At 66.1% G+C, this 11665-nt stretch carries 15 protein-coding genes; 2 read left to right on the top strand and 13 right to left on the bottom strand.

Going from position 1 to position 11665, the window contains the following annotated elements:
* The 7 genes from MRY84_RS10540 to MRY84_RS10570 form a co-directional block, all read right to left on the bottom strand.
* Nucleotides 1-84 (bottom strand): HisA/HisF-related TIM barrel protein (locus tag MRY84_RS10540; RefSeq protein ID WP_291505698.1); only part of this gene is annotated, 84 nt, incomplete at its 3' end.
* Between the two features lie 69 nt (nt 85-153).
* Nucleotides 154-840, bottom strand: a complete 687-nt coding sequence (gene hisH, locus MRY84_RS10545; RefSeq protein WP_291505684.1) for an imidazole glycerol phosphate synthase subunit HisH — start codon at nt 838-840, stop codon at nt 154-156.
* 52 nt (nt 841-892) lie between these two features.
* Entirely contained in the window at nt 893-1531 is a 639-nt protein-coding gene (gene hisB / locus MRY84_RS10550) for an imidazoleglycerol-phosphate dehydratase HisB (RefSeq protein WP_291505685.1), read from the bottom strand.
* Nucleotides 1528-2649: a histidinol-phosphate transaminase gene (gene hisC / locus MRY84_RS10555; RefSeq protein ID WP_291505686.1), complete on the bottom strand. Its 1122-nt coding sequence runs from the start codon at nt 2647-2649 to the stop codon at nt 1528-1530. The genes hisB and hisC overlap by 4 nt, the downstream gene beginning before the upstream one ends.
* On the bottom strand, nt 2646-3098 hold the full coding sequence (locus tag MRY84_RS10560; RefSeq protein ID WP_291505687.1) for a PIN domain-containing protein: 453 nt from the start codon (nt 3096-3098) through the stop codon (nt 2646-2648). Before MRY84_RS10560 ends, hisC begins: the two co-directional genes overlap by 4 nt.
* Before the next feature lie 14 nt (nt 3099-3112).
* Entirely contained in the window at nt 3113-3337 is a 225-nt protein-coding gene (locus tag MRY84_RS10565; RefSeq protein WP_291505688.1) for a CopG family transcriptional regulator, read from the bottom strand.
* An 82-nt stretch (nt 3338-3419) separates the two neighbouring features.
* Nucleotides 3420-4874: a PLP-dependent aminotransferase family protein gene (locus tag MRY84_RS10570; RefSeq protein ID WP_291505689.1), complete on the bottom strand. Its 1455-nt coding sequence runs from the start codon at nt 4872-4874 to the stop codon at nt 3420-3422.
* Between the two features lie 151 nt (nt 4875-5025).
* Here MRY84_RS10570 and MRY84_RS10575 point away from each other — a divergent pair, with 151 nt between their 5' ends.
* A complete protein-coding gene (locus MRY84_RS10575; protein ID WP_291505690.1) occupies nt 5026-5436 on the top strand; it encodes a DUF2917 domain-containing protein in 411 nt (136 codons plus the stop codon).
* 120 nt (nt 5437-5556) lie between these two features.
* Complete coding sequence (locus tag MRY84_RS10580; protein ID WP_291505691.1) at nt 5557-6384, top strand: DUF2243 domain-containing protein; 828 nt, start codon at nt 5557-5559, stop codon at nt 6382-6384.
* 33 nt (nt 6385-6417) lie between these two features.
* Here MRY84_RS10580 and hisD read toward each other — a convergent pair whose 3' ends face one another.
* From hisD to MRY84_RS10610, 6 genes are all read right to left on the bottom strand, one after another.
* Nucleotides 6418-7794 carry a histidinol dehydrogenase gene (gene hisD, locus MRY84_RS10585; RefSeq protein WP_291505692.1) on the bottom strand — a complete coding sequence of 459 codons (1377 nt, stop codon included), beginning with the start codon at nt 7792-7794 and terminating at the stop codon, nt 6418-6420.
* Nucleotides 7795-7816: 22 nt separating this feature from the next.
* Complete coding sequence (hisG, locus tag MRY84_RS10590; protein WP_291505693.1) at nt 7817-8476, bottom strand: ATP phosphoribosyltransferase; 660 nt, start codon at nt 8474-8476, stop codon at nt 7817-7819.
* Complete coding sequence (gene murA, locus MRY84_RS10595; protein WP_291505694.1) at nt 8473-9747, bottom strand: UDP-N-acetylglucosamine 1-carboxyvinyltransferase; 1275 nt, start codon at nt 9745-9747, stop codon at nt 8473-8475. Before murA ends, hisG begins: the two co-directional genes overlap by 4 nt.
* A gap of 85 nt (nt 9748-9832) precedes the next feature.
* Nucleotides 9833-10075: a BolA/IbaG family iron-sulfur metabolism protein gene (locus MRY84_RS10600; protein ID WP_291505695.1), complete on the bottom strand. Its 243-nt coding sequence runs from the start codon at nt 10073-10075 to the stop codon at nt 9833-9835.
* Nucleotides 10076-10184: 109 nt separating this feature from the next.
* Nucleotides 10185-10940, bottom strand: coding sequence for an ABC transporter permease (locus MRY84_RS10605; RefSeq protein ID WP_291505696.1), 756 nt, complete (start codon nt 10938-10940; stop codon nt 10185-10187).
* The coding region (locus MRY84_RS10610) for an ABC transporter ATP-binding protein (RefSeq protein ID WP_291505697.1) at nt 10937-11665 on the bottom strand (729 nt) is incomplete at its 5' end. The genes MRY84_RS10610 and MRY84_RS10605, both read right to left, overlap by 4 nt.

The following is an 11665-nucleotide window of genomic DNA, read 5'->3' on the forward strand; positions in this document are numbered from 1 at the left end:
AAAGGTGGTGGATTGGTCCATATCGCCTTGCTTGAGGCGTACGCAGTGGCCGTCCTTGAGGTCGATGGCGGGGATGAGCAACATGATGGTGAAGTTCGGGGGGAGGAAAAGGGCGAGGCGCGGCTCGGCCCGAACGGTTGGGAAAGTGGAGGTTCAGGGGTTCCAGTGCAGAAAGTTGCGATACAGGGCCAGGCCGTGTTCCGCGCTTTTCTCCGGGTGAAACTGGGTGGCAAAAATATTATCGCGTGCAATGGCCGCGGCAAACAAACCGCCGTAGTCGGTCTGGCCCGCGCAATGCGCCGGATTTTGCGGCACGGCATAAAAGCTGTGCACAAAATAAAAGTAACTGTTGTCAGGCACGCCGCGCCACACAGGATGCACGCCGCCCCCATGGTGGGCATGCGCCACCTGGCGAACCTGGTTCCAGCCCATCTGCGGCACCTTGAAGCGGCTGCCGTCGGGCTGCATGCGGCCTGCCAGGTCGAACTTGAGCACTTCGCCGGGAATCAGGCCCAGGCCGGGGGTTCCACCGCCCGGGCCTTCCGCGCTGTGGTCCAGCAGCATCTGCATGCCCACGCACACACCAAACATCGGCTTGGTGGCGGCCGCTTCCAGCACCGATTCCTGAAGGCCCGATTCGCGCAGCTCGCGCATGCAGTCGGGCATGGCCCCCTGCCCGGGCAGCACGATGCGCTGGGCGGCGCGCACGTCTTCGGGGCGCTGGGTGACGACGACGGTCCAGCCCGTGCCCTGGGCGGCGGCCTGCACGGCCTGCGACACGGAGCGCAGGTTGCCCATGCCGTAGTCGACGACCGCGACGGTTTTTGCTTCGATATTCATAGCTGCTAGCGCTTGTCCATCAAGCGCTAGCGCTTGATAAGACTTGGAAATTTCACAAGGAGCCCTTCGTGGACGGGATCACGCCCGCCGAGCGCGGGTCGCGCTCCAGCGCCGCGCGCAGCGTGCGCCCGAACGCCTTGAAGATGGTCTCGCATTGGTGGTGGGCATTGAAGCCCTTGAGGTTGTCGATGTGCAGCGTCACGCCCGCGTGGTTCACGAATCCCTGGAAGAACTCGTAGACCAACTGGGTGTCGAGCTGGCCAATGCTGCCAGCCGTGAACTTCACGTCCATGTGCAGCCCCGGGCGGCCCGAGAAGTCCACCACCACGCGCGACAGGGCCTCGTCCAGCGGCACGTAGGCGTGACCGTAGCGGCGAATGCCCTTCTTGTCGCCCACGGCGCGCGCGAACGCCTGCCCGAGGGTGATGCCCACGTCTTCCACCGTGTGGTGTCCATCGATGTGCAGGTCGCCTTCGCAATCGATATCCAGGTCGATCAGGCCATGGCGGGCGATCTGGTCGAGCATGTGGTCGAAGAAGCCGATGCCGGTGTGCAGCTTGGCTTGGCCCGTGCCGTCGAGATTGATGCGCACGGTGATGCGCGTCTCGGCGGTGTTGCGGCTGACCTCGGCGGTGCGGTCGGCCGCGGGGTCCGGGGCGGCCGTGGAAGGTACGAGTGCGGAGGAAGTCATAGGGAGGCTTGGAGTGCTGCCAGCATCTGCGCGTTGTCGTCGGCATTGCCTACCGTGAGGCGCAGGCAGTTGGTCAGCAATGGGTGCATTGTAGAAACGTTCTTGACCAGCACCCTGCGGGTTTTCATGCCGTCGTAGGTTTTGGCGGAATCTGCGACGCGGATGAGGATCATGTTGGCCTCGCTGTCCCAGCATTTTTCAACGCCGGGCATCTGGCGCAAGGCCGCCACGAGCTTGGCACGCTCGGCACGGATTTCCGCCGCCTGGCCGGCAAACACGTCGGCATGCTCCAGCGCAAACAGCGCAGCCTCGCAGTTGAGCACGCTCACGTTGTAGGGCGGGCGCACCTTGTCGATCTCGCCTACCAGCGCCGCTGGGCCGATGAGGTAGCCCAGGCGCACGCCCGCCAGCCCAAACTTGCTGAGCGTGCGCATGAGCAGCACGTGGGCGTTGCGCGCGGGCTCGGCGCGCATGCGGTCGATCCAGGTGCGGCTGGCAAAGGGCTGGTAGGCCTCGTCCATGACCACGATACCGCCCTGCGCGCCCGCAGCGTCGATGACGCGCTGCACTGTGCCTTCGTCCCACAGCGTGGCGGTGGGGTTGTTGGGGTACGCGATGTAGGTGACGGCAGGGCGGTGCTGCGCGATCGCGGCCAGCATGGCCGGCTCGTCCAGTTCAAAGTCCGGTGTGAGCGGTACGCCCACAAAGTCCAGACCCTGCAGCTGGGCGCTCATCGGATACATCACAAACCCGGGCATGGGAGCGAGCATGGTGGCGCGTTCTCCTGTGCCAGGGCGCGCGCAGGCCAGGGCCAGCAGGGTGATGAGCTCGTCCGAGCCGTTGCCCAGCACGATGCCGTAGCCCTCGGGCATGCCGGCGTATTGGGCCAGGGCCGCCTTCAGGTCCAGCAGGCGGTCGCCGGGATAGCGGTTGAGCGCCACCCCGCCCAGGCGCTGGCCCAGCGCAGCCTGCAGATGCGCGGGCAGGCGGAACGGGTTCTCCATCGCGTCCATCTTGAGCATGCCGGCAGAAGGCTGCACGGCGTAAGCGTGCATGGCGCGCACGTCGGGGCGGATGCGGGCCAGCGCTTGAAGGGGGGAGGACGCGGGAGTATTCATTCGTCAGTGTCCAGTTCGTTGGGGGTTGCAAGAAACGGGTTGATGGGCGTCACGGCGTCCAGGGGTTCACCATGCGGCAGCGCCTCGGTCAGCAGATAGCGGCAGCCCTGCTGGTGGGCGGACGAGAGGATGAGCGCATCCCAGTAGCCCAGGCGGTAGCGGTCCTGCAGGTCCCAGGCGCCGTCCACGGTGTAGGAATCGAGATGCGGCGGCAGCCACACGCGCAGGCGGCGCACTTGGGCGCGCACCTGCTGCAGCACCTGGGGGCCGTCAAAACGCTGGATGGCCTGGTTGTACAGCTCGTTGAGCACCTGCGAGCTGATGCGGCCGCTGCGGGTCTGCCAGCAAAAGCTGATCCATTCGCGCGCCCGCGACTGGCGTGCGGGATCGCGGTCGTCCACGCTGGCCAGCAGGATCTCGGTATCGACAAAGATGGGGACGGTGCTCATGCGTTGGTCACCCGTCAGCGCAGGAATAGCGTCTCGCGCGGTACATAAGGCCCGCTGGAGGTGCCCCAGGATTCAAAGCCCAGTGCTTCGCGCATGGCCTGGGCGTAGGCGTCCTCCTGGCGCATCTTTTCGGCCAGCCATTCCCCCAGCAGGCGCGAGACGCTGCTGCCGCGCTTGGCCGCTTCCACGCGCACCCATTCGGCGACGGTGTCATCCATGGTCACGGTGATGTTTTTCATAGGGCAAATATTACACGAACTTCGTGCAACACGAACTTCGTGTAAAAATTTCTGCCAAAAATGAGGCCCAGGCCGCGTTTCCTCAAGCGACTTTGCGATCGGCCACGGTGCGCAGCATTTGGCAGGCCATGTCCCCCACAGTGCGCAGCCCCTCCAGATGGGCCGGCGACCAATCGCCGCCCACCCCGATGCGCAGGCAGTTGCGGAACCGCCCGCTGGTGCTGAACACCGTGCCGGGCGCGATCAGAATCTGCCGGGCAAGGCACGCCTCGTGCAGTTGCACCGCATCGAGCGCTCGCGGCAACTCCAGCCACAGCAGCAGGCCACCGGGCGGGTCACTCACCCGCGTGCCCTGCGGGAAGTGGGCGGCGATGATGCGGCGCACCTCGTCCATGCGCGCTGCCACGGCCGCCCGCAGCTGGCGCATGGCGGCCGCATGGCCCGCCTGCGTGATGAGGTCGGCCAATGCCAGCTCCAGCACGGCGGACTGCCCGCCCGCCTGCAGGTCCTTGATGGCGCGCAACTGGTCGGCCCAGCGCCCGGCCTCCAGCCAACCCAGGCGCAGGCCCGGCGCGAGCGTCTTCGAGAACGAATCGCACAGCATCACATGGCCCGTGGTGTCATACGACTTGATGGTGCGGCGCATCTCGTCCACCTCTACCAGGTCGTTGTAGATCGCGTCCTCGATCACCGCCATGCCGTGTCGCGCGGCCATCTGCGCGAGGCGCCTGCGCTCTGGCAGCGGCATGCAGCTGCCCAGTGGGTTGCTCAGCGTGGGCACCACCATCACAGCCTTGACGGGCTGTGTCTCCAGCGCCAGTTGCAAAGCGTCCAGCGACAGGCCGTTGCGCGGGTGGGTGGGAATCTCCAGTGCCTTGAGGTGCAGGCCCTGCAGCACCTCCAGAAACGAGAAATGCGTGGGCGATTCCAGCGCCACCACATCCCCCGGCTGGGTGACAGCGCGCAGGCACAGCGCGATGCTGTCCATGCAGCCCCCGGTGATCACGATGTTTTCGGGGTCCAGGCTGCAGCCCAGCCCAACTGCATAGCGCGCGATGGCGCGCCGCGCGTCCTCATGGCCCGACGAGTGGGGATAGGTGCACAGCAGGTTGCGGTGGCGCTGCGCGGCACGGACCACGGCGCGGCGCACCCGGTCCGGATTGAACAGTTCAGGGCTGGGCGTGCCGCTGCTATACGAAATCATGTCCGCAGGCTGGTTGCGCCCCAGGATGCGCTGGCCGAGCCAATCCACCGAGACCTCGCGTGGACGGCGCAGGGCGCGCGGGGTGCTGGGCTCAGGCAGGCTCACGGGCCGCGCGGCCACAAAGAAGCCGGAGCGCGGGCGCGCGGTGATCAGGCGCGCATCTTCGAGCCAGTGGTAGGCCTGCACCACCGTGGTTTGCGCCACGGCATGCTGCTTGGCGAGCTCGCGCACCGATGGCAACTTCTCGCCGCGCGCCAGGGTGCCATTGCGGATCAGTTGCGCGAGCTGTTCAGCGATCTGGAGGTACAGCGGGGGAGCGTCATCGGTGGCCATGCCGCATTCTGTACTGGCAGCCTGCCCACTGGACAGCACAGAAGCACATCAGCACGACCAGTACAGACAGGCTGCATGGCGATTCTGTACTGGCCCACATCGCAGGATCCTGTGGCTGTTGCCAGAACGCCGGCAGCCGCACAGTGAAGGCATGAACACACCGCAATCCCCCACCCCACCGTTGTCCGCCCTGCCCTCGCAGCCGGCGGTGCCCCTCGCCCTCCAATGGAAGCGCCAGCCGCTGCCACCGCTGCAGGCCGTCCAGGTGCTTGACTTCCGCGCGGGCGACACGGCCCTGCTCGAAGTCGAGCAAGGTCGCGTGTGGGTGACCTGTGATGGTCTGCTGGAAGACTATTTCCTGGAGGCCGGGCAGCGCCTGACCTTCGCCGGGCCTGTGCGGCTGCGGGTGAGCGCGGAAGGCCACCGCCCCGCCCGGCTGAATTGGGCCCGCTACGCGCAGAGAGAGGCCAAACTCCCGGCACTTGCAGCCCTCCCCGCTTCCACCACGGCTCCGACGGCCTGGTCCCTCCCCGCCGCTGCAGCCAGCGCCGCGGGCGCCTGAACGTCCTACACCGCAGCAAGGTGTTGTCGCTCGGCGCCGTGGCGGGTGCTCCGTTCCACTGACCGCAGAAATGCGCGGGGCCCGTAGTATGAAGCGGCCCCTCCCGGTGAAGGAGTCTCCATGACAACGCTCGAAGCACGTACCACCGGCCCCTCCCTGGCAGGGACCGGTTTCTTCCTCGGCCTGGCTCTGGGGGGCTTTTTTGACGGCATCCTGCTGCACCAGATCCTGCAGTGGCACCACCTGTTGTCCAACGTGCAGGCCGCGCGGGACATGCGGGTGCAGATCATGGCCGACGGTATTTTTCACGCCCTGATGTACTTGATCGGCGCCGCGGCGCTGTGGCAGCTGTGGCGTCGCCGCTCGGCGCTGACCAGCGCCGGGGCGGGCCGCTTGCTGGGCGGCATGGCGCTCATCGGTTTTGGGGGCTGGCACGTCCTGGATGCCGTGCTCTCGCACTGGGTGCTGGGCATCCACCGCATCAAGGTGGACTCGCCCGAACCGCTGGTGTGGGACCTGATCTGGTTCTTCGTTTTTGGCGTGGCCCCGGCCGTGGCCGGGTGGATGGTGCTGCGCCGCCCGGGCGGCGACCACGGCGCCGGAGAGCCGGGGCGACGCGCAGCGGCCGCGCTGGGCTTGGCCGTACTGGTCGCGGGGCCCATTGCGGCGCTTCCGGGAGGCCAGGGCGACCAGGTGACCGTGCTATTCGCCCCCGGGGTGGCGCCCGGCCAGGCTTTCAATGCCTTGGCGCGGCTGGATGCCCGCGTGCTGTGGGTGGACCGCGCGGGCGGCACCTGGGCCGTATCCATGGACAACCCCTCAGCGGCCTGGGCGCTCTACCGCGAGGGCGCCATGCTGGTGAGCCGTTCTGGCGCGGCCTTCGGGTGCCTGGGCTGGACCCGCGCCCCTGCCGCTACCCGTGCGCCCGCTGCCACCGGTACGGTGTGAACGCACCCCTACCGAAGGCAAAGGTGCAACGTCTCAGGAACTGCTGCGCATCAGCCGCATTTCCGCCGCCTGCGCATGCGCCTGCAGGCCTTCGCCATAGGCCAGTTCGGCCGCAATCGTGCCCAGCACCTGTGCACCGGCTTCGCTCACTTCGATGAGGCTGCTGCGCTTCTGGAAGTCGTACACGCCGAGTGGCGACGAGAAACGTGCGGTGCCGCTGGTGGGCAGCACGTGGTTGGGACCGGCGCAGTAGTCGCCCAGGCTTTCGGAGGTATAGGCCCCGAGGAAGATCGCGCCCGCGTGGCGCAGCAGCGGCTCCCAGCGGTGTGGGGAGGTAGAGCTAACCTCCAGGTGTTCCGGTGCGATGCGGTTGCTGATCGCGCAGGCTTCTTCCATGTCCTTCGTCAGGATCAGCGCGCCCCGACCGGTGAGGCTCTTGGCGATGATCTCGGCGCGCGGCATCGTGGGCAGCAGGCGGTCGATCTCGCGCTGCACGGCGTCAAGGTAGGCGGCGTCAGGGCACAGCAGGATGCTCTGCGCCAGCTCGTCATGCTCGGCCTGGCTGAAGAGATCCATCGCCACCCAGTCGGGCGGCGTGGTGCCATCGGCCAGCACCAGAATCTCGCTCGGGCCCGCGATCATGTCGATGCCCACGGTGCCGAACACGCGCTTCTTGGCGCTGGCCACGTAGGCGTTGCCGGGGCCGGTGATCTTGTCCACCTTGGGCACGGTGGCCGTGCCGTAGGCCAGCGCGGCCACGGCCTGTGCGCCGCCGATAGTGAAGGCGCGGGTCACACCGGCCACGTAGGCGGCGGCCAGCACCAGCTCGTTGCGCTCGCCCTTCGTCGAGGTGCCCTCGCCCGTTCCGCCGGTCGCCACGCTGCCACGCACGGGGGTGGGCACCACCATGATGATTTCCTGCACGCCCGCCACATGGGCCGGGATGGCGTTCATCAGCAGGCTGGACGGGTAGGCGGCCTTGCCGCCGGGCACGTAGATGCCCACACGGTCCAGCGGCGTAACCTTCTGGCCCAGCAGGGTGCCGTCTTCGTCGCGGTAACTCCAGCTCTCACCCGAGGCCTTTTTCTGCGCCTCGTGGTAGCTGCGTACGCGCTTGGCGGCGGCCTGCAGCGCGTCGCGCTGGGCCTGCGGGATGGCGTCGAACGCGGCCTTGAAGTCGGCCTGGGTCAGCTCCAGCGCGGCCATGTTGGGGGCGCTGAGGCCGTCGAAGCGGGCGGTGTACTCCAGCACCGCCGCGTCGCCGCGCTTTTGCACGTCGGCCAGGATGTCGGCCACACGCTGCTCGATGGCCGCGTCGGTGTCGGCAGACCAATGCAGGCGGGCTGCAAAATCAGCCTCAAAAGTGGCCGCAGCGGTGGACAGACGGGCGGGAGCAGCTACCAAAGTCATAGTGTCAGTCGTTGGAGGTGGATCAGTTCTTTTCGGCTGGTATGGCCGAGGCAAACGCATCAATGATGCGGCGCAGCGGTGCCTGCTTGAGCTTGAGCGCAGCCTGGTTCACGACCAGGTAGGAGCTGATGTCCATGATGCGCTCGACCTCCACCAGGTGGTTGGCCTTGAGGGTGTTGCCGGTGGACACCAGATCGACGATCGCATCGGCCAGGCCGGTCAGCGGTGCCAGCTCCATGCTGCCGTAGAGCTTGACCATGTCCACGTGCACACCCTTGGTCGCAAAAAAATCGCGGGCGATGCTGGTGTATTTGGTGGCGACTTTCAGGCGCGAGCCTTGCTTGACGGCCCGCTCGTAGTCGAAGTCGCTGCGTACAGCCACGCTCACGCGGCATTTGGCAATCTGCAGGTCCAGTGGCTGATACAGGCCCTGGCCGCCGTGCTCGATGAGCGTGTCCTTGCCGGTCACGCCCAGGTCGGCGCCGCCGTATTGCACATAGGTAGGCACGTCGGTGGCGCGCACCAGCACCACGCGCACGTTGGGCTGATTGGTAGGCAGGATGAGCTTGCGCGATTTTTCGGGGTCTTCCAGTACCTCGATGCCGGCGGCAGCCAAAAGCGGCAGGGTTTCGTCAAAGATGCGGCCCTTGGAAAGCGCCAGGGTAATCATGTTGCTGCTCATGCTTTTACTCGTTCGATGTCGGCACCAATGCCGCGCAGTTTCGCTTCCATGCAGTCGTAGCCGCGGTCCAGGTGGTAGATGCGGTCCACCATGGTCTCGCCGTCGGCCACTAGGCCGGCAATGACCAGGCTGGCCGAGGCGCGCAGGTCGGTGGCCATCACCGTGGCGCCGGACAAACGCGGCACGCCTTCGATGACGGCGACCTTGCCGTCGGTCTGGATCTTGGCGCCCAGGCGCACGAGTTCATCCACGTGCATGAAACGGTTCTCGAAGATGGTTTCGGTCACCGTGGCCGTGCCCTGCGCAATGCAGTTGAGCGCCATGAACTGGGCCTGCATGTCGGTGGGGAAGCCCGGGTATTCCGTCGTGCGAAAACCCTGGGCCTTGAGGCTTGCTCCGCCTGCGCTCTTCACGCGGATACCACCCTCGACGCCCTGTACGTCCACACCCGCCTCGCGCAGCTTATCGATCACGGCATCCAGGTGGTCGGCCCGGCCGTGGCGCAGCGTGACGTCGCCGCCCGTGGCCGCGACGGCACACAGGAAGGTGCCGGCCTCAATGCGGTCGGCCACCACGCGGTGGGTGCAGCCATGCAACTTGTCCACGCCCTGGATGCGGATGCGGCTGGTGCCGTGACCCTCGATCTGCGCGCCCATGGCGATCAGCATTTCGGCCAGGTCGACGATCTCGGGCTCCTGCGCTGCGTTCTCGAGCACTGTCTCGCCTTCGGCCAGCGCGGCGGCCATGAGGAAGTTCTCGGTGCCGGTCACCGTCACCATGTCGGTGGTGATGCGCGCGCCCTTCAGGCGCTTCCAGCCCGCGGGCAGCTTGGCGATCATGTAGCCGTGCTCGACCACGATGTCCGCGCCCATGGCGGCCAGGCCCTTGATGTGCTGGTCCACCGGCCGCGAGCCGATGGCGCAGCCGCCTGGCAGCGACACCGTCGCCTCGCCAAACCGCGCCAGCAGCGGACCCAGCGCCAGCACCGAAGCTCGCATGGTCTTGACCAGCTCGTACGGGGCCTCGGGCGTGTTCAGGCCACTGGCATCGATGCGCACAGTGCCATCGTCGGCCCGCTCGGCCGCCACGCCCATGTTGCGGATGAGCTTGAGCATCGTGCTCACGTCCTGCAGCTGGGGCACATTGAGCAGGGTCACGGGCTCGGCCGTGAGCAGTGCGGCGCACAACTCCGGCAAGGCGGCATTCTTGGCGCCAGACACCTGCACTTCGCCATGCAAGGTGCGGCCGCCGCGGATCAGGAGTTTGTCCATCTCAAAAAACCAGGATATGAGTAAAAAAGGGTTTCAGCGCTTTCATGACAAGCGCCGCAAGCTATCAAAAATATAGCAAATCAGTTCATGCCTGCTGCGCAGCCCATTCCGCAGGCGTGAAAGTCTTCATCGACAGCGCATGCACCTCGTCGGTCTGGAGCCGGTTCCCCAGCGTGGCGTACACGCGGCGCTGGCGCTGCAAGGTGCGCTGGCCTTCGAACTCGGCCGAGACAACGGTTGCGTACCAGTGGCGGCCATCGCCTTCCAGTGCGATGTGCTCGCAAGCGAGGCCGGCGGTGATGATGTCTTGGAGTTGGTCAGCGGTCATAGCAGCGATTCGTTGGGTGGGGTTACCTGCGTGTCAGCCCTGGCGTGCCCGAGTCAGCGACGCCGTGCACGGAAGAAAAAAAGCGCGAAGCGGCTTAGCAGGACGTTCATCAGTTTCTGATTTTGTAGCCGGTACGCAGCAAGTGCATGGCCAGTGCGCTCACGGCCAGCCACGCGACGCCCACGATGGTGAGGCTGAGCCAGGGCGAGGTATCGCTCTGGCCAAAGAAGCCATAGCGGAAACCGTCGATCATGTAGAAAAATGGATTGAGGTGGCTTACCGTCTGCCAGAACGGGGGCAGTGACTGGATGGAGTAGAAAACGCCCGAGAGAAACGTCATGGGCACGACGACAAAGTTCTGGAACGCGGCCAGCTGGTCGAACTTGTCGGCCCACAGCCCGGCGATCAACCCCAGCGTGGCCAGCAGACCGGCGCCCAGCAAGGCAAACACCGCGATCCACACCGGGGCCGCAAATTGGGGCCAGGCAAATGCCATGGTGACCACGAACACGCCCAGGCCCACCACCAGCCCTCGCACCACGGAGGAGCCCACATACGCCACGAACCACGCCCGGTGCGACAGCGGCGTGAGGAGCACAAACACCAGGCTGCCCATGATCTTGCTCTGGATCAGGCTCGACGAACTGTTGGCAAAGGCGTTCTGCAGCACGCTCATCATCACCAGCCCCGGCACCAGGAACGCGGTGTAGCTGATGCGGTCATAGACCTTCACATGGTCTTCGAGCACGTGGCCGAAGATCAACAGGTACAGCACGGCGGTGAGGACGGGTGCAGCCACGGTCTGGAAACTGACCTTCCAGAAGCGCAGGACCTCTTTGTAGAACAGCGTCTGCCAACCGGTCATAGTGCAACCCCTTCGGGGGGAATGTTCGATGCCGACGTGCCCGACATCACCTGGAGGAAAACGTCCTCCAGGTCGGGGCGGCGGATTTCCATGTCATGCACGTCCACGCCCCCTACGCGCAGGGCGGCGAGGTGGCTCTCGATCTCTGCCGCGTCGTGCGCGGGCAATTGCACGATGCGGCCAGTGACGCGCGCGATGGCGTTGAGCGCTGGCGGCAGTACGGCATCCGTCTTGAACTGGAGAACGCTGCCCGAGGCAGCCTGCAGGAGTTCGCTGGTGCGGTTGAGCGCCACGATCCGGCCCGACTTGAGCATCGCGATGCGCCCGCACAGGGCCTCGGCCTCTTCCAGGTAGTGCGTCGTGAGCAGCACGGTGTGCCCTTCCTTGTTCAGGCGGGCGATGAAGTGCCACAGCGTCTGGCGCAGTTCCACATCCACGCCCGCCGTGGGCTCGTCGAGCACGATGATGGGCGGCTTGTGCACCAGCGCCTGCGCCACCAGCACGCGGCGCTTCATGCCACCCGAGAGCTGGCGCATGTTGGCACTGGCCTTGTCCGAAAGGCCCAGGTTTTCCAGCAGTTCGTCGATCCAGGCGTCGTTGTTCTTGACGCCGAAGTAGCCCGACTGGAAACGCAGTGCCTCGCGTACGTTGAAAAAGGGGTCGAAAACCAGCTCTTGCGGAACCACACCCAGCTTGCGGCGCGCGTTGGCAAAGTCGGCCTGCAC

Origin of the sequence: Acidovorax sp. (assembly GCF_022763525.1) — a bacterium.
Taxonomy (GTDB): Bacteria; Pseudomonadota; Gammaproteobacteria; order Burkholderiales; family Burkholderiaceae_C; genus Acidovorax.

Coding starts and splice junctions, on each gene's coding strand:
- murA (WP_291505694.1), bottom strand. CDS start 9,747: ATGGACAAACTCCTGATCCGCGGCGGCCGCACCTTGCATGGCGAAGTG.
- MRY84_RS10575 (WP_291505690.1), top strand. CDS start 5,026: ATGAACACACCGCAATCCCCCACCCCACCGTTGTCCGCCCTGCCCTCG.
- hisG (WP_291505693.1), bottom strand. CDS start 8,476: ATGAGCAGCAACATGATTACCCTGGCGCTTTCCAAGGGCCGCATCTTT.
- hisH (WP_291505684.1), bottom strand. CDS start 840: ATGAATATCGAAGCAAAAACCGTCGCGGTCGTCGACTACGGCATGGGC.
- hisB (WP_291505685.1), bottom strand. CDS start 1,531: ATGACTTCCTCCGCACTCGTACCTTCCACGGCCGCCCCGGACCCCGCG.
- MRY84_RS10605 (WP_291505696.1), bottom strand. CDS start 10,940: ATGACCGGTTGGCAGACGCTGTTCTACAAAGAGGTCCTGCGCTTCTGG.
- MRY84_RS10560 (WP_291505687.1), bottom strand. CDS start 3,098: ATGAGCACCGTCCCCATCTTTGTCGATACCGAGATCCTGCTGGCCAGC.
- MRY84_RS10600 (WP_291505695.1), bottom strand. CDS start 10,075: ATGACCGCTGACCAACTCCAAGACATCATCACCGCCGGCCTCGCTTGC.
- MRY84_RS10570 (WP_291505689.1), bottom strand. CDS start 4,874: ATGGCCACCGATGACGCTCCCCCGCTGTACCTCCAGATCGCTGAACAG.
- MRY84_RS10565 (WP_291505688.1), bottom strand. CDS start 3,337: ATGAAAAACATCACCGTGACCATGGATGACACCGTCGCCGAATGGGTG.
- hisD (WP_291505692.1), bottom strand. CDS start 7,794: ATGACTTTGGTAGCTGCTCCCGCCCGTCTGTCCACCGCTGCGGCCACT.
- hisC (WP_291505686.1), bottom strand. CDS start 2,649: ATGAATACTCCCGCGTCCTCCCCCCTTCAAGCGCTGGCCCGCATCCGC.
- MRY84_RS10580 (WP_291505691.1), top strand. CDS start 5,557: ATGACAACGCTCGAAGCACGTACCACCGGCCCCTCCCTGGCAGGGACC.